Raw genomic sequence first — 17,240 nt, forward strand, 5'->3', positions numbered from 1 at the left:
AATCGCGCCACCACCGCTTACATAGGGCTCAACGGGGCCGCTCCGAGCCCCCAGTCAATGCCCGATCTGGGCCAACAGGGTGCTTCATGACGACGATTATTACCGTGCGGAAGGGTGGAAAGGTCATCATTGCCGGCGACGGCCAGGTGAGCCTCGGCCAGACCGTTATGAAAGGCAATGCGCGCAAGGTGCGCCGCATCGGCAAAGGCGAGGTGATCGCCGGTTTTGCCGGAGCCACCGCGGATGCCTTCACGCTGCTCGACCGGCTGGAAAAGAAGCTCGAACAATATCCGGGCCAGTTGATGCGCGCCGCCGTCGAACTCGCCAAGGATTGGCGCACGGACAAATACCTGCGCAATCTCGAAGCGATGATGCTGGTGGCCGACAAGTCGATCACGCTGGCCGTGACCRGCAATGGCGACGTGCTGGAGCCCGAACACGGCGTAATGGCGATCGGTTCCGGCGGCAATTTCGCGCTCGCGGCTGCCCGTGCGCTGGTCGACAGCGACAAGTCGGCCGAGGAGATCGCCCGCACTGCGCTCGACATCGCCGCCGATATCTGCGTCTACACTAACCACAACCTCGTGGTGGAAACACTGGATGCCGATTGATCCCGCCCGAATTGGTTTCCTGCCGGTGGATGCGGCTCACTACCTGTTGCTTCGTCGATGGTTGAACGAGCCGCATATGCTGGAATGGTGGGGCAATCCGGACGAGGAGCTCGGCTTCATCAGAGACATGGTGGAAGGAAGGGACACGACGCGTCCATTCATCCTGACATTCGATGCGGAGCCGGTCGGCTATATACAATACTGGTTTCTTGGCCATCACCAGAACGAGAAGTGGGCGAAGGACCATCCCTGGCTGCTCGAGCTGCCGTCCGAGGCAATCGGGGTCGATATCTCGATCGGCGAGCCCGGCAAGCTTTCCCTGGGAATTGGCTCCRCAGCCTTGACTGCCTTTGTCGGCATGCTGCGCAGCCTTGGYCACGAGACCATCATCATAGACCCCGATCCCGCCAATGTCCGGGCGGTCCGCGCTTATTCCAAGGCCGGCTTTCGGCCGGTTCGGGCGCTGGAAGGCCGAACCGGCAATGACGTGCTGATCATGCAATACGACCCGAAAGCGAACGAGATATCATGACCAACTTTTCCCCCCGAGAAATCGTGTCCGAACTGGACCGTCATATTATCGGCCAGCACGACGCCAAGCGCGCGGTCGCGATCGCGCTCCGGAACCGCTGGCGCCGTCAGCAGCTCGATGAGAGCCTGCGCGACGAGGTCATGCCGAAGAACATCCTGATGATCGGCCCGACCGGTGTCGGCAAGACGGAGATTTCCCGCCGTCTCGCCAAGCTCGCCGGTGCGCCCTTCATCAAGGTCGAAGCGACCAAGTTCACCGAGGTCGGATATGTCGGCCGGGACGTGGAGCAGATCATCCGCGATCTCGTGGAAGTCGGCATCGGCCTTGTGCGCGAGAAGAAGCGCGCCGAGGTGCAGGCAAAGGCGCATATGAGCGCGGAGGAACGGGTGCTGGACGCTTTGGTGGGGTCGACCGCCTCGCCCGCCACCCGCGAGACTTTCCGCAAGAAGCTCAGGAACGGCGAGYTCGACGACAAGGAAATCGAAATCGAGGTGGCGGATACCGGCTCCGRCATGCCCGGCTTCGAGATTCCCGGAATGCCGGGCGCCAATATCGGCGTCCTCAACCTTTCCGAAATGTTCGGCAAGGCCATGGGCGGCCGCACCAAGAAGGTCCGCACCACGGTCGAAAAATCCTATGGCGAGCTGGTCCGCGACGAATCCGACAAGCTGATCGACAGCGAAGTTATCCAACGCGAAGCGGTGCGTGCGGTCGAAAACGACGGCATCGTCTTCCTGGACGAGATCGACAAGATCGCCGCCCGTGACGGCGGGCTGGGTGCCGGTGTTTCCCGCGAAGGCGTGCAGCGCGACCTGCTGCCTCTGGTGGAGGGCACGACGGTTTCGACCAAATACGGTCCGGTGAAGACGGATCACATCCTCTTCATCGCCTCGGGCGCCTTCCATGTGGCCAAGCCCTCCGACCTGCTGCCGGAGCTTCAGGGCCGCCTGCCGATCCGCGTCGAGCTGAAGGCGCTGACCAAGGAGGATTTCCGCCGTATCCTGACGGAAACCGAAGCAAGCCTCATCCGCCAGTACAAGGCGCTCATGGCGACGGAAAATCTGATGCTCGACTTTACCGAAGACGCGATCGACGCGCTCGCGGATGTGGCGGTGCATCTCAATGCTTCGGTCGAGAACATCGGGGCGCGGCGTCTTCAGACGGTAATGGAGCGTGTCCTGGACGACATCTCGTTCAACGCCCCGGACCGGCCCGGCAACGAGATCACCATCGATTCAGAATATGTGCGCAAGCATGTCGGTGATCTGGCGGCCGATACCGATCTTTCGAGATACATTCTCTAAGCGCGAAACGTGGCAGCCGGGCAACGTCCGGCTGCGACTTGTTGCCCGCTGACGGGATTTTGACCGTGGCAATCTCGACACCGCGCCTCTCTTTCACGTAAAGGGAGGCGCGTTTTCATGATTTGGCTGCATTTGGCTGCGCATCGGATTTGAGACAGGCCCGTTCTTTCGTGCGTGTCCGCGAAATGCGGGCTTCCGAACAAAATCCTGGGACACGGATATTGAGACGTTTTCTGCTGGCATTGCTTCTTGTGGCCGCCTGGACGGTACCTTCGGGTGCCGGGGCGGGGGGCCTTCTGCTGGTGCCGGAAGGCAACCGCCATGCGGAGCAGCCGAAGGTGCCGGGCGCCTCGGTGCGCCGGACGCGGGCCGGCCGGACCACCTTCGACGACAAATACGAGAAGATCCGTGATCTTCTTGCCAATGACAGGGCGTTGATCGCCAAGATCAAGTCGACGGCCGGTGATTATGGCATCGATCCGATCCATATCGTCGGGGCGATCGTCGGCGAGCATACCTATAACGTCGATGCCTATGACCGGCTGCAGTCCTATTACATCAAAGCCGCCGCCTATGCCGGCAACAGGTTCCGTTTCGGTTTCGGCAGCGAGACGATCGGCGAGTTTCTGACCCGGCCTGAATTCGCAAAATGCCAGCGGTTTTCCGATTCCTATCGGCGGTGGACGTGCCGCGAGAATGTCTGGGACGAAAGTTTCCGAGGCCGCAAGATCGGCGGCACGGCCTTCCCGAACAACCGGTTCAGCGCCGTCTTCTTCCAACCCTTCTTCGCCGGCCAGACCTTCGGCCTGGGCCAGCTCAATCCGCTGACCGCGCTGATGCTCTCGGATACGGTTGCGAGGACCTCCGGCTATCCGAGGCTCGACGAAAGTGATGCGGCCGGCGTCTATGAGGCTATCATGGATCCGGACAAGTCGCTCGCCTATATCGCGGCCGGCATCCGGCGCTCGATCGAAGACTACAAGACGATTGCCGGCGTCGATATCTCCCGCAATCCGGGCATTACGGCGACCCTTTATAATACCGGGGGCTCGGCGAACCGTGCCGCGGCGCTGGCGGCGCGAGGCGGCGGCGCCCTGCCGGAGGAAAATTACTACGGCTGGCTGGTCAACGACAGGCTTGCCGAGTTGAAATCGCTCCTCTGAGGGCCGATATTCCTCGCCGACAGGACTAATCAGGAGGGCTGTCCATGGAGATGTGCCCTGAACCTTTCGTTCCGCCGGCACCGGAGCCCCGCACGGTTCCCCCATCACGGCTCGAGATCATTCGCACCGTGCTTCGCAATCCCCTGGAGCTCTGGGGGCAGCCCTCCTACACGCTTCCGTGGATCGAGACGAAATTCTTCCGTGAGCGGACGCTGATCGTCAACGATCCCGGTCTTATCCGCCATGTTCTGGTGGACAACGCGGCGAACTACGAGATGTCGGAAATTCGCCAGCTCATCCTTCGCCCGATCCTGCGCGACGGCCTGCTGACCGCCGAGGGCGATGTCTGGAAGCGGTCGCGCAAAGCCATGGCGCCCGTTTTCACGCCGAAACATGCCCGAGGCTTTGCCGGGCAGATGCTGCGCAAATCCGAGGAATATGCGGAAAAATATTCAGGCGCCGGATCGGAGGGACAAGTCTTCGACATTTCAAACGATATGACAGAACTTACCTTCGCGATCCTCTCGGAAACCCTCTTTTCCGGGGAGATCGTCACGAAGAGCGAGAATTTTTCCGACGATGTCGACCGGCTTCTGCACCGCATGGGGCGCGTCGATCCGATGGACCTTCTGCGCGCCCCTCGCTGGGTCCCGCGGTTGACGCGAATCGGTGGCCAGCGCGTGCTCGACAAGTTCCGCGGGGTAGTCGCCGATACCATGGCGCTGCGCCGGAAACGGATGCGGGAGAACCGGGCGGATACGCCGGAGGATTTCTTGACCCTGCTTCTCGACCTGGCAAGGCCGGATGGGCTCACGATGGACGAGATCGAGGACAATATCCTCACCTTCATCGGCGCCGGGCACGAGACAACGGCGCGAGCGCTCGCCTGGACGCTTTACTGCGTGGCGCATTCCTCGCATGTTAGGCAGAACATGGAAGCCGAGATCGACCGGGTTCTCGCAAGCGGCGCGGACCCGGTCGAGTGGCTGGACCTCATGCCCTGGGTGCGGGCGGCCTTCGAGGAGGCGATGCGCCTCTATCCGCCGGCGCCTTCGATCAACCGGGCTGCGATCGCCGACGATCGCTGGACCAGCCCCGCGGGTGAGACGGTGAGGATCGCTGCCGGGGTGACGGTTCTCGTCATGCCGTGGACCCTGCATCGGCACGAGCTTCATTGGGAAAAGCCGCGCGCCTTCATGCCGGAACGCTTCCTGCCGGAGAACCGGGCCAGGATTGGCCGCTTCCAGTACCTCCCCTTCGGTGCGGGGCCGCGCATCTGCATCGGGGCGACCTTCGCCATGCAGGAGGCGGTGATAGCGCTTGCGGTGCTCATGAAGCGTTATCGCTTCGATGCGACGCCCGACACCAAGGTCTGGCCGGTGCAGAAACTGACGACCCAGCCGCGCGGCGGAATGCCGATGCGGGTCAGCCCGCGACACGGCACGTCGATCGGGCCGAATTGATCTTTGCCGGTCTTGGGGTATTGATCGCAGGAAATCTTCCCTTCTGTCCCAAGGACCTCTGGCGTGGCCTCTCCCTATCTTCTCGGCATCGATACCGGCGGCACCTATACGGACGCCGTAATTTTCCGCGAAGGAGAGGGCGTCTGCGCCAAGGCTAAATCGCTGACCACCCGGCATGATCTCTCGGAAGGTATCGCCGGTGCGGCGGATGCCGTGCTGGCCAGGAGTGGAGTTCCGGTTTCGGAGATCGGGCTGGTCTCGCTGTCCACCACGCTTGCCACCAATGCGCTGGTGGAGGGGCAGGGCGGCCGTGCGGCGCTGGTGATGATCGGCTTCGGCCCGCAGGAGCTCGCCCGTGACGGGCTTGCCGAGGCGCTCGGCAAGGATCCGGTCATCTTCCTGCCCGGCGGTCACGACGTGCACGGCAACGAAATCCGGCTCGATCTTGCGGCTTTGGAAGAGGCCCTGCCGGTGCTTGCGGGCTCGGTATCCTCCTTCGCTGTCGCCGGCTATTTCGCCGTGCGAAATCCGGCCCACGAGATCCGCGCGCGCGAGTGCATCCGGGCGGCGACCCATCTGCCGGTCACCTGCAGCCACGAGCTTTCCTCGAGGCTCGGAGGACCGCGCCGCGCCTTGACGACGCTTCTGAACGCCCGACTGGTTTCGATCATCGACCGGCTGATCGGATCTTGCGAGGATTTCCTCGAAAGACGTGGCATCACCGCGCCGATGATGGTCGTTCGCGGAGACGGTGCGTTGATTTCGTCCGCCGAGGCGCGGCTTCGCCCCATCGAAACCATTCTTTCAGGCCCCGCCGCGAGCCTCGTCGGCGCCCGCCATCTGACCGGGCTCGACCGGGCGGTCGTTTCCGATATCGGCGGCACGACGACGGACGTGGCGGTGCTCGAGGGCGGGCAACCCCGGCTTGCGGAAGAGGGCGCGGTCGTGGGCGGTCATCGCACCATGGTGGAAGCGGTGGCGCTGCGCACCTATGGCCTCGGCGGCGATTCGGAAGTGCATATCGATGATCGCGGACTTGAAGCCCGCTTAACGCTGGGTCCCCGACGCATCCTGCCCCTGAGCCTTGCCGCCATGCGGGGTGAGGGGGTGGTGGCGGTGCTGGAAAAACAGCTTCGCGCCACCCATGCCGGCCGGCATGACGGACGGCTGGCGCTGCGCACCGGCTTGCCGGAAACCCTGGCGCAGGGCCTGCAGCCGCAGGAGCAGGCGCTCTATGCCCGTATTGGCGAGGAGCCGGTACCGCTCAACGAGCTGTTGACGGCCGCCTCGCAGAGGGCGGTGCTGGATCGGTTGGTGGCGCGCGGCCTCGTTCATCTGGTCGGTATCACGCCCTCCGATGCCTTGCATGTGCTTGGTCGGCAGAACCAGTGGAGAGCGGATGTCGCAAGACTCGGCCTCGAACTTGCYGCCCGCCGAAGGGACGGCGCGGGAAAGCCGATCGCGGCCTCGGCGGAAGACCTGGCGGAAAAGATCGTGAACCGGCTGACGCGGCAATCCTGCGAAGCCGTGCTCACCGCTTGCCTCGCGGAGGATGGCGCGGAAGCAATCGACCCGGCAGCGTCCCTTGCGGTGGACCGGGCGCTTGCAAGAACGCCCGGAATCGCCCGCTTCTCCATCTCGCTCGACCGGCCGTTGATCGGCCTCGGTGCGTCTGCTCCGGTCTATTATCCTGCGGTTGCCGACATGCTGGGGGCCGAGCCGGTGATCCCCGAGGATGCGGATGTGGCCAATGCGCTCGGCGCCGTGGTGGGACAGGTGCGGGCAAGCGTGACCGTGGTCGTCACCTCGCCGGAGGAGGGGCGCTTCGTGCTTTCCGGCGGCGGGGAAAGCCTGCGCGTCACGGGGGAGGCGGAGGCACTGTCCGCGGCGCGCGTTCGCGCTTCGGCGGCTGCCCTGGAGCGAGCCGGGACAGAGGGCGCGCAGGATGCGATTGTTACGATCGCGGAAGAGATCGACGCGCCGGAGGTCGAGGGTTCACGTCGGCTGGTCGAAGCGCGGGTGACCGCCATTGCCACCGGGCGGCCGCGCATGGCGGCCATCGGCTGAAGGGAGCCGTTGAAACGTTTTCCGGCCTTTGTCGCATTGACAGCCGGTTCGGCGCGCGCAAAGTGGCGGCGTTAATTTCAGGACTGAGTTGGGAGTTCAATAATGGGTCGTATTCAGAAAAGCGGACTGGCCATCGACGGAAAGCTTTATGATTTCCTGGTCGAGGAGGCGTTGCCAGGCACCGGCGTGGATGCCGAGCGTTTCTTTTCGGAGTTCGCCCGTATCGTTCACGACCTCGCTCCGAAAAACCGGGCGCTGCTGGCCAAGCGCGACGACCTGCAGGAAAAGCTCGACGGCTGGTATCGCGAGAACGGCGCCCCGACCGACATGGCGGCCTATGAAGCCTTCCTGCGCGAAATCGGCTATCTCCTGCCCGAGGGACCGGATTTCACCGTTTCGACCTCGAATGTCGATCCGGAGATCGCCGAAATCGCCGGACCCCAGCTCGTCGTGCCGGTGATGAATGCCCGCTATGCATTGAACGCCGCCAATGCCCGCTGGGGCTCGCTTTATGATGCGCTCTACGGCACGGACGCCATTCCCGAGGCGGACGGCGCGGAAAAGAGCAAGGCCTACAATCCCGTCCGTGGCGCCAGGGTCATTGCCTGGGCGCGAGATTTCCTGGATCAGTCCGCGCCGCTTTCCGGTGCAAGCTGGGCGGATATCGCCTCTCTTGCGGTCTCCGCCGGCAAGTTGACCGCGTCCCTCCGGGACGGGCGGACAGCCGGTCTGGCCGATCCGGCCCAGTTCGCCGGCTATCTCGGCGAGGCCTCCGAACCGAGCCAGATCCTCCTGAAGAAGAACGGCCTGCATGTCGAAATCCTGATCGATCGAACGACCGAGATCGGCAAGGGCGATCCGGCAGGCATTTCCGATGTCCGGTTGGAATCGGCCATCACCACCATCATGGACTGCGAGGACTCGGTCGCGGCCGTGGATGCGGAGGACAAGGTTCTGGTCTACCGCAACTGGCTCGGTCTCATGAAGGGCGATCTTCAGGAGGAAGTGACCAAGGGCGGCAAGAGCTTCACCCGCAAGCTCAATCCGGATCTGGAGTACAAGGCCCCGGATGGCTCCACCTTCGAGGTGAAATGCCGTTCCCTGATGCTGGTGCGCAATGTCGGCCACCTGATGACCAATCCCGCAATCCTCGACCAGGACGGTGCGGAAGTGCCTGAAGGCATCATGGATGCCATGGTGACGGCGCTGATCGCGCTTTACGACATCGGCCCGAACGGCCGCCGCAAGAACTCCCGCTCGGGCTCCATGTATGTGGTGAAGCCGAAGATGCACGGGCCGGAGGAGGTCGCCTTCGCCTGCGAAATCTTCACGCGCGTCGAGGAAGCGCTGGGACTTCCCGCCAACACCATGAAGATGGGCATCATGGATGAGGAGCGCCGCACCACCGTCAACCTGAAGGCCTGCATCCGCGAGGCGCGGGAGCGGGTTGTCTTCATCAACACCGGCTTCCTCGACCGCACGGGCGACGAGATCCACACATCGATGGAAGCGGGGCCGATGATCCGCAAGGGCGACATGAAGCAGGCCGCCTGGATCGCAGCCTATGAAAACTGGAACGTCGACATCGGCCTCGCATGCGGTCTCTCCGGCCATGCGCAGATCGGCAAGGGAATGTGGGCCATGCCGGACCTGATGGCGGCGATGCTGGAACAGAAGATCGCCCACCCGAAGGCCGGCGCAAATACCGCCTGGGTGCCATCCCCGACGGCGGCGACACTGCACGCGACGCATTATCATAAGGTGGACGTCGCGGCCGTCCAGGCAAGCCTCAAGAGTCGTGCCCGTGCAAAGCTTTCGGACATTCTCTCCGTGCCCGTCGCGCCGCGGCCCAACTGGACCGCGGAGGAAATCCAGCGCGAGCTCGACAACAATGCCCAGGGCATTCTCGGCTATGTGGTGCGCTGGATCGATCAGGGCGTCGGCTGCTCCAAGGTGCCGGATATCAACGATATCGGGCTGATGGAGGATCGTGCCACGCTTCGCATCTCCGCCCAGCACATGGCAAATTGGCTGCACCACAAGCTGGTGAGCGAAGAACAGGTGATCGAGACCATGAAGCGCATGGCGGCGGTCGTGGACGGGCAGAATGCCGGCGATCCGCTCTACACGCCGATGGCCAAGGACTTCGACGGCTCCATCGCATTCCAGGCGGCCTGCGACCTGGTGCTGAAAGGCCGCGAACAGCCGAACGGCTATACCGAGCCGGTCCTGCATCGCCGTCGCCTGGAGCTCAAGGCGAAGATCGTGGGCTGATTGTCGTACAGCGGCGGAAAGAACCGTCCCTCTTTTGTCATCCTCGGGACAAGCCCGAGGATGACGGCGTGTACTTAWCAGCAAAACGAGACTGAGATGCCCTTCCTCACAGCCGAACAAAAAAGGCCACCGGAGCGATCCAGGCGGCCTTTTCGTTTGTTCTGAAGCCGGAGCTTACTGGATGACGATGACCTTCGTGCCGCGGCCGGGGCGGACGCGATTGTAGAGATCGATCACGTCCTGGTTCATCAGCCGGATGCAGCCGGAGGAGGCAGCCGTGCCGATGGAAGCCCATTCCGGCGTGCCATGCAGGCGGAACAGCGTGTCCTGGCCCTTCTCGTTGAAGAGATACATGGCGCGCGCGCCGAGCGGATTGTTGAGGCCGGGCCCCATCCCCTCCTCGACATAACGGGTGAGTTCCGGGCGACGCTCGGCCATCTCCTTCGGCGGATGCCAGGTCGGCCAAGCCTGCTTCCAGGCGACATAAGCCTCGCCCGACCAGGAGAAGCCCTGCTTGCCGACGCCGATGCCGTAGCGCACCGCCTTGCCGTTCGGCAGGATGTAATAGAGGAAGCGTTCACGCGTGTTGACGATGACCGTGCCCGGCTTTTCCTTGCTGGAATAGTCTACCACCTGACGATGGTACTTCTTGTCGACCCGATTGATCGGGACGGCCGGCAGCGCATAGCCGGCATCGGTCATCGGGCCGTAATCGGTGGAGATCTTGGCGGTCTCGACGCGGACCGGGGCCTCTGCCTTTACCGCTGAGGTCTTGGTTTCGGACGTGGTGGAGCAGCCGGCCAGGGCGAGAGCCGCCAGGCCGAATGCGATCATGCTGGAGCGGATGCGCATGGAAATCTCTTGGGAATGACGAATCGATTTAAAGAGATGGAGACCATCTTTGAAGACGGGTTATTTTCGATTAGATTTGGCTTGGCAAGGCGCTGCGCAGCGTCGAAGGCCATTCGCCGCAGAAATGAAAATAACATGGCCTTTTTGCAACATTTTGTTGACTTGGCCCCCTGAAAATCCATGGTGATTCTTAATATAGCCGGCAATAACCCGCTGATCGACGGACGCCAATCGGCGCGTGCCATGATGGTGCGCCGCGGCGTGCAGATCCTGCTGCACGACATGCGCCATGCCATTCTGCCCGAATTCGTGCTGTCGAGCGGGCGGCGGGCCGATCTGATGACGGTTTCCGAAAAGGGCGAGATCTGGATCATCGAGATCAAGACCTCGATCGAGGATTTCCGCGTCGACCGCAAGTGGCCGGAATACCGCGCCTATTGCGACCGGCTTTTCTTCGCGACTCACAAGGACGTGCCGCTCGACATTTTTCCGGAAGACTGCGGCCTCTTCCTTTCGGACGGCTATGGCGGACATCTGCTGCGCGACGCGCCCGAGCACAAGCTGCCGCCGGCCACCCGCAAGTCCATCATGCTGAACTTTTCCCGTGCCGCTGCCCAGCGGCTTATGCTGGCCGAATGGGCCAACGGCAAAAGCTTCGACGAGATGTAGCGCCGGCTATTATTTAGGAGCGCGCTTGGCGAGAATCCTCTGCAGCGTGCGCCGGTGCATGTTGAGCCGTCGGGCGGTCTCCGAAACATTGCGCTCGCACATCTCATAGACGCGTTGAATATGCTCCCAGCGCACCCGGTCCGCCGACATCGGGTTTTCCGGCACGTCCGCCTTTTCCCCAGGGCGCTGCGTCAGCGCGTTGAAGACGTCGTCGGCATCGGCGGGCTTGGCAAGATAATCGAGCGCTCCGAGCTTCACGGCGGTCACGGCCGTCGCGATATTGCCGTAGCCCGTCAGCACGATCACCTTGGTGTCCTCGCGCGCCTGGCGGATCGCTTCGATCACGTCGAGGCCATTGCCGTCGCCAAGTCTCAGGTCGACGACTGCATACTTCGGCGGACGCGCCTTCGATTTGGCGATGCCTTCCGCGACCGACTCGGCCGTGTCGACCGAGAAGCCGCGGCTTTCCATCGCGCGCGCCAATCGGCGCAGAAACGGGCCGTCGTCATCCACGATGAGCAGCGACGCGTCGGACCCGAGGTCGTTATCCGTTTGCGCTGCGACGTTTTCCAATTGAGTTTCCATTCTTCTTCTCCGCGGGCTTCGGTCCCGTATTTATGCGGGATTATCGTTCTTTCCCGCCGTTTGGCCAAGTCTTTTGGATCGCGGCTCCTCCATCACGGAGCGAGGCCATTCGATGTGGATGCGTGCTCCGGGTCCCGACGCGCCGCGATTCTCGAATCGAAGCGTCGCGCCTGAACGCTCGAGAAGCGTCTTTGCGATGAAAAGTCCAAGCCCGAGCCCGCCGGCGCGCTCGACCTCCTTCGATCTCTTCGTCATATAGGGTTCGCCGATGCGCGAGAGAATATCCGGCGAATAGCCCTGCCCGTCGTCCTCGATGGTGATTGCGACGCGCTGGGCATCGTGCTCCACCGTTACGATGACCCGGCTTTTGGCATAGTCCACGGCGTTCTCGATGAGATTGCCGAGGCCGTAGAGAATGCCGGCATTGCGGTTGCCGACGGGTTCGGTCGCGCGATCGTTTCTTTCCACCACTTCTATCCGGATGCCGAACTGCCTGTGCGGTGCCAGCACCTCCTCGATCATGGAGGAGAGCGGCAGCCGGCGCAGATGTTCCTCGCTGTCCGCCGAAAGCGAGGTGAGCCGGCGCAGGATGTCCCGGCACCGCTCGCTCTGGCTGCGAAGAAGCTGCACGTCCTCCCGGAAACGTTCGTCTCCGGCAAGTTCCCGCTCCATTTCCTTGGCGACGACGCTGATGGTGGCAAGCGGCGTACCGAGCTCATGGGCGGCCGCGGCGGCCAGACCATCAAGCTGCGAAAGATGCTTTTCCCGCTCCAGGACGAGTTCGGTGGCGGCGAGCGCGTCGGAAAGCAGTGTCGCTTCATGGGAAACCCGATAGGCGTAGAATGCTGCAAACAGCATCATGGAGGCGATCGAGCACCAGACGGCCACCTGCAGGACGGGCTGGATGCGCAGGCTCTCGCCCTCGTACCAGGGAAGATCGTGGGGTGAGAGGGCGAGCACCGTGGTGCAGACGAGCGCGAAGACGATCAGCGCAACGGAATGACGGAGCGGCTGCGAGGCGAAGGAGATGATGACGGGAACGCAGATCAGCGGCGCGAAGGGATTGGCAAGCCCTCCGGTAATATAAAGCAGGGCCGCCATCTGAAGGAGATCGAACCCGAGGAGCGCCAGAGCCGATTTCGGCCCGAGGCGGTGCGTCGGGGGAAACCAGGCCGAAAGCGCGAGATTGGCGAAGGCCAGCGCCGCGATCATGACCGCCGCCTCCACCAGCGGAAATGCGAACTGCAAAACGAAAGCGACGATCACGACCGTCAGCGTCTGTCCGGCCACGGCCAGYCAGCGCAGCCGCACGAGGGTCTGCAACCTGATGCGACGGCTGGAGGGGCCGAACTGCGCATATTTCACCGCGGGATTTTTCGAGCCGCCGTTTGTCATCTCCGATCCGACCATATTAATCTCCGCGGTGCTTTGACAAACCTCAATAGACCGGCTCGCCTTCAGGTCGCAGGCGGCATTCTGTCACGTCCCGCGCGGCTTGGCACGGGTGGTGGCGGTAGCCTCCGCCGGGTCTTCCGGCCAGGGGTGCCGCGGGTAGCGGCCGCGCATTTCCGCCCGCACCTCCTTCCAGGAACCGGCCCAGAAGCCGGGGAGATCGCGGGTGGTCTGGATTGGCCGGTGCGCGGGCGAGGTGAGCTCGAGCAGCAGCGGCAGTTTGCCCCCGGCGATCGCCGGATGGGTCTTGAGCCCGAAGAGTTCCTGCACGCGGATCGCGAGAACCGGTTCGTCTCCCTCGTAGCGAATGGGATGGCGCTGGCCGGTCGGCGCTTCGAAATGCGTCGGCGCCAGCCTGTTGATCTCCCTGGCGGCGTCATGGGGAACGAGGGAGCGCAGGCCTTCCGAAAGACCGCCGGGATCGATGGAATCGAGGCTGGAGGCATTCCCCTGGAAGGGCACGAACCATTCGTCGAGTCGGGCAAGCAGTGCTTCCTCGCTCACATCCGGCCAGGGTTCTCCAATCGTGCGGTGGAGGAAACCGATGCGGTCGCGAAGCTGCAGTCCTTCCCTGGAAAAGGGCAGAACGGAAAGGCCGAGTTCGCTCACGCCCTCGGCAAGTGCCTGCGCCGCCTGTTCGCCGCTCGGCCGGGGCAACGGTTTTTCATCCAAGACGATTGCGCCGAGACGGATCACTTTGCGCGCCCGCGCCTGGCGGCTGGCGCGATCGAAGAAGCATTCGTCCTTGCGGGTGATGGCCTCGGCAAGCTCCGCTTCGACATCCGCCCGGCTCACTTCCGCCGCCGCCAGGATGCGCGCCTGCGCTGCCCGGCCGGTGAGATCGGCGATCACCAGCATTTGCGAAGCGGCCAGATGCTCCGTCTCCGGCAGTTCCGCACCCCGCCCGTTAGCCATCACGAAGCGCCCGCGTCCGCCGCGCTGCAGGGCGACCCGGTCGGGATAGGCATGCAGCAGCAGCCAGCCGGCTGGCGCGATGTCGCTTGCCGGTTTCACCTTCGGCAGGCTGGTGGCGATCCGCTCGGCAAGCTTCCGGGCCGATTCGGCACGCTCGCCCCGTTCGTTGCGGAAACGGCGCAGCCGCTCGTCGAGATCGATATCGCTCCCGCCAAGGCCCTGTTCGGTCAGAAGCACGGCAAGCAGGCAGGCCTGCCCGCCGAAGCCTTCCTCGGCTGCTGAAATCGCCATGGCGGAAAGACGAGGCGGAAGCGCGAGTTCCCGCATCAACCGGCCTTTTTCGGTCAATCTGCCCTGCGCATCGAGCGCGCCGAGCTGCGCGAGCAGCGTCTTGGCCTCGTTGAAAGCCGGACCGGGCGGAGGATCGAGAAAGGAAAGGGTTCGCGGATCCTGCACGCCCCAATGGGCGAGATCCAGCGCAAGCCCGGAAAGATCGCTGGCGAGAATCTGCGGCGGCGTGAACGCGGCAAGCGCGGCCGTTTGCCCCGAATGCCAAAGCCGCACGGCTATCCCCGGTTCGGTTCGCCCCGCGCGTCCGGCACGCTGGTCGGCCGAGGCGCGCGATACGCGAACCGTCTCCAGCCGCGTGATACCCGTCCAAGGCTCGAAGACGGGCAGGCGCTGCAAGCCGCTGTCGATGACGATCCTCACACCGTCGATGGTGATCGAGGTCTCGGCGATCGAGGTCGCCAGCACGATCTTGCGCTGACCTGCAGGCGCCGGCCGGATCGCGAGGTCCTGCTCCCACTGCGAAAGATTGCCGTAGAGCGGCACGATCAGCGTCTCCGGCCCGAAGCGGCCTTCAAGCCGTTCCGCCGTGCGCAGTATCTCTCCCTGCCCAGGGAGAAAGGCGAGGATAGAGCCCGTCTCTTCCGCATGGGCCTGGACGATGGCGCGGGCCACAGCCTCCTCGATTCGCTCGTTCGGTRCACGATCGCCATGCCGGATATCGATCGGAAAGCTGCGGCCTTCGCTCTTGATCACCGGTGGCTCTCCGAGCAGGTGCATCACGCGCTCCACGTCGAGGGTGGCCGACATTATCAGGATGCGCAGGTCCTCCCTGAGGCCCGATTGCACGTCCAGCGCCAGCGCGAGGCCGAAATCCGCTTCCAGTGATCGCTCGTGAAATTCGTCGAAGATGACCACGGAGACGCCCGCAAGCTCGGGGTCGTCGAGAATCATCCGGGCGAACACGCCTTCGGTCACCACCTCGATACGGGTTCTTGCCGAAATACGGTTGTCGAGCCGCATCCGGTAACCGACGCGCTCGCCGACCTGCTCGCCCAGGAGCGATGCCATGCGCGAGGCCGCTGCCCGTGCGGCGAGCCGGCGCGGCTCGAGCAGGATGATCTTGCTTGTGCACCAGGGTTCGTCGAGAAGAACGAGCGGCACCAGCGTGGTCTTGCCCGCGCCGGGCGGCGCCGAAAGCACCGCGCGCGTGCCCGATCCGAGTGCGGCGGTAATTTCGCCCAGAACTTCACCGACTGGCAATTTCGGCAGGCGATTTCGGATGGCGCTTTCGGCGGGTCGTCCGGACATCAGCCTCCGGCCTTCGCGCTTGCGTTCTGGTAGGCGAGGATCGCGCCGGCGAGGTCTTCCAGAGCGGCGCCGACGGATTTGAAAAGCGTGATCTCCTCCGCGCTTGCCCGACCGGGTTTGGTGCCGCGGGCGAGTTCCGTTAGCTCCGCGCGAATATCCTCGGCCTTCAGCACGCCATTTTGYAGCGGCTGATGGATGTCGCCGCCCTCCTTCATCGCGCCTGCCCGTGTATCCACATAAACCTGCGCGCGGCGGATCGCCTCGTCGTCGCTCTCGCGCATGCTGGGCTTGAAAGCGCCGACCAGATCGAGATGTGCTCCCGGTTTCAGCCAAGCGCCCCGGATCAGCGGGCTGCTTGAAAGCGTCGCGCAGGAAATGATGTCCGCCGAATGCGCCGCGGCTTCGAGATCGTCCGCAACGGATGCCTCGAGACCCAGCCCGCGGGCCCCGGCGACGATCTCCTCCGCCTTTTGCCGGTTGCGTGCCCATACTGCAAAGCGCTTCAAGGGCCGGATCACCGCATGCGCCTGCATCAGGTTGAGCGACAGCCGCCCGGCGCCCACCATCAGCATCTCTTCGGCATCCTCACGCGCCAGATATTTCGCGGCGAGTGCCGAAGTGGCTGCCGTGCGCCGCGCCGTGAGCTCGCCTCCCTCCACGATCGCAAGCATTTCGCCGGTTTTCCCCGAGGAAAGAAGATAGCTGCCGATGATGGTCGRCAGAGCCCGCAGGTGATTGTCGGGAAAGAGGTTGAGGATCTTGACGCCGATATGGCCGCCCGGCACCCAGGCCGGCATCAGGAGCATGGTCGCGGCCGCTTCTCCGGGCACGTCCATCTCATGGTGGTGGCGCACCGGCATCACGCAATCGCTGCGGAACATCGTTTCCACCGCATCGATCAGCTCGGCCCATGGAAGCGCTGCCCGCGTCTCCTCTTCATTCAGTACCAGCATGCCTTCCACTCCAGTCTTTGGGAAATGCTTTCAACCCTATCAACGGCGAATGGCGCCGAGAAAGTGGTTTTTGCTGATGCCGAGCTGCCTTTCCGTTAACTCCTGCCCGGTTTTGGCGCGGAATGCGCCCTTTCGGGTTGGTCGGAGAAGAAAAATGACATTTTTTTAAAAAGGTCGTTGACACCGTCGGACGGCTCGACATATAACCCCGCTCACTGACGAGGGCGGCGGCGCTGCTGGCGACGAAGTTTCTCGTTCTTGAGGGATCCGGGTGTTCTGGACGACTTGAGAAACAATCACTGAGAAATTGGCGCATGCTGATTGGGACCGGTTTATACGGTTGGTCTCTGGGATTGATGACGTTTCGGCCTTTTATTGAGGCGGTTGAGCGTCAGTTATTTGACAATTGAATATGAGAAGAAAGAGAAACGTGGTCGGCGGCGTCTCGCGGGGTCCTTATGGATCTCATTGAAGACAAAGTGACGGTCACGTTTTGACAAGAGAACACCCTGTTTCTTTTTGGGTTTGAGTGTCTTTCGGCGTTTCTTTGGAATGACGAAAGATCAAGCCTGGCCATGCGGTCAGCTGTGAAGCTGACGTTTGGTTTAAGGGACGGAAGTGAGTTCTCGTCGATTCAGAACAAGTGATCAGTCATGATTGAATTCTCAACTTGAGAGTTTGATCCTGGCTCAGAACGAACGCTGGCGGCAGGCTTAACACATGCAAGTCGAGCGCGTAGCAATACGAGCGGCAGACGGGTGAGTAACGCGTGGGAATCTACCCTTTTCTACGGAATAACGC

General features: G+C 63.0%; 13 protein-coding genes and 1 rRNA gene. 9 read left to right on the forward strand and 5 right to left on the reverse strand.

Annotation, left to right across the window (positions count from 1 at the left end; genetic code table 11):
• Positions 1 to 86: 86 nt before the first annotated feature.
• The 7 genes from hslV (at position 87) to LCM4573_RS14195 (ending at position 9,414) form a co-directional block, all read left to right on the forward strand.
• A complete protein-coding gene (hslV, locus tag LCM4573_RS14165; RefSeq protein WP_071006971.1) occupies positions 87 to 611 on the forward strand; it encodes an ATP-dependent protease subunit HslV in 525 nt (174 codons plus the stop codon).
• Positions 601 to 1,143 (forward strand): GNAT family N-acetyltransferase, encoded by a 543-nt coding sequence (locus LCM4573_RS14170; protein WP_071006973.1) that lies wholly within the window; start codon positions 601 to 603, stop codon positions 1,141 to 1,143. Before hslV ends, LCM4573_RS14170 begins: the two co-directional genes overlap by 11 nt.
• Complete coding sequence (gene hslU, locus LCM4573_RS14175; RefSeq protein WP_071006975.1) at positions 1,140 to 2,447, forward strand: ATP-dependent protease ATPase subunit HslU; 1,308 nt, start codon at positions 1,140 to 1,142, stop codon at positions 2,445 to 2,447. Before LCM4573_RS14170 ends, hslU begins: the two co-directional genes overlap by 4 nt.
• 221 nt (positions 2,448 to 2,668) lie before the next feature.
• Complete coding sequence (locus LCM4573_RS14180; protein ID WP_071006977.1) at positions 2,669 to 3,610, forward strand: DUF1402 family protein; 942 nt, start codon at positions 2,669 to 2,671, stop codon at positions 3,608 to 3,610.
• A gap of 44 nt (positions 3,611 to 3,654) precedes the next feature.
• Positions 3,655 to 5,073, forward strand: a complete 1,419-nt coding sequence (locus tag LCM4573_RS14185) for a cytochrome P450 (RefSeq protein ID WP_071006979.1) — start codon at positions 3,655 to 3,657, stop codon at positions 5,071 to 5,073.
• Positions 5,074 to 5,136: 63 nt separating this feature from the next.
• Positions 5,137 to 7,140 (forward strand): hydantoinase/oxoprolinase family protein, encoded by a 2,004-nt coding sequence (locus LCM4573_RS14190; protein WP_071006981.1) that lies wholly within the window; start codon positions 5,137 to 5,139, stop codon positions 7,138 to 7,140.
• 102 nt (positions 7,141 to 7,242) lie between these two features.
• Complete coding sequence (locus LCM4573_RS14195) at positions 7,243 to 9,414, forward strand: malate synthase G (RefSeq protein ID WP_071006982.1); 2,172 nt, start codon at positions 7,243 to 7,245, stop codon at positions 9,412 to 9,414.
• A gap of 174 nt (positions 9,415 to 9,588) precedes the next feature.
• Here the strand turns inward: LCM4573_RS14195 and LCM4573_RS14200 are convergent, their stop codons facing one another.
• Positions 9,589 to 10,266: a L,D-transpeptidase gene (locus LCM4573_RS14200; protein ID WP_071006984.1), complete on the reverse strand. Its 678-nt coding sequence runs from the start codon at positions 10,264 to 10,266 to the stop codon at positions 9,589 to 9,591.
• Positions 10,267 to 10,446: 180 nt separating this feature from the next.
• Here LCM4573_RS14200 and LCM4573_RS14205 point away from each other — a divergent pair, with 180 nt between their 5' ends.
• The gene (locus LCM4573_RS14205; RefSeq protein ID WP_071006986.1) at positions 10,447 to 10,935 is read left to right on the forward strand and encodes an MmcB family DNA repair protein; all 489 of its coding nucleotides are present in this window, start codon (positions 10,447 to 10,449) and stop codon (positions 10,933 to 10,935) included.
• Positions 10,936 to 10,944: 9 nt separating this feature from the next.
• On the opposite strand, the gene LCM4573_RS14210 is transcribed toward LCM4573_RS14205, so the two are convergent.
• From LCM4573_RS14210 to LCM4573_RS14225, 4 genes are all read right to left on the reverse strand, one after another.
• Entirely contained in the window at positions 10,945 to 11,520 is a 576-nt protein-coding gene (locus tag LCM4573_RS14210) for an ActR/PrrA/RegA family redox response regulator transcription factor (protein WP_071006987.1), read from the reverse strand.
• Positions 11,521 to 11,550: 30 nt separating this feature from the next.
• Entirely contained in the window at positions 11,551 to 12,915 is a 1,365-nt protein-coding gene (locus tag LCM4573_RS14215; protein WP_071007019.1) for an ActS/PrrB/RegB family redox-sensitive histidine kinase, read from the reverse strand.
• Between the two features lie 84 nt (positions 12,916 to 12,999).
• Positions 13,000 to 15,486, reverse strand: a complete 2,487-nt coding sequence (hrpB, locus tag LCM4573_RS14220) for an ATP-dependent helicase HrpB (protein ID WP_071006988.1) — start codon at positions 15,484 to 15,486, stop codon at positions 13,000 to 13,002.
• The gene (locus LCM4573_RS14225; RefSeq protein ID WP_071006990.1) at positions 15,486 to 16,439 is read right to left on the reverse strand and encodes an ornithine cyclodeaminase family protein; all 954 of its coding nucleotides are present in this window, start codon (positions 16,437 to 16,439) and stop codon (positions 15,486 to 15,488) included. Before LCM4573_RS14225 ends, hrpB begins: the two co-directional genes overlap by 1 nt.
• Before the next feature lie 666 nt (positions 16,440 to 17,105).
• On the opposite strand from LCM4573_RS14225, the gene LCM4573_RS14230 reads away from it, so the two are divergent.
• Positions 17,106 to 17,240 (forward strand): 16S ribosomal RNA (locus LCM4573_RS14230); the annotation flags it as partial.

This window comes from Rhizobium sp. LCM 4573 (assembly GCF_001854865.1).
Classification (GTDB): Bacteria; Pseudomonadota; Alphaproteobacteria; order Rhizobiales; family Rhizobiaceae; genus Neorhizobium.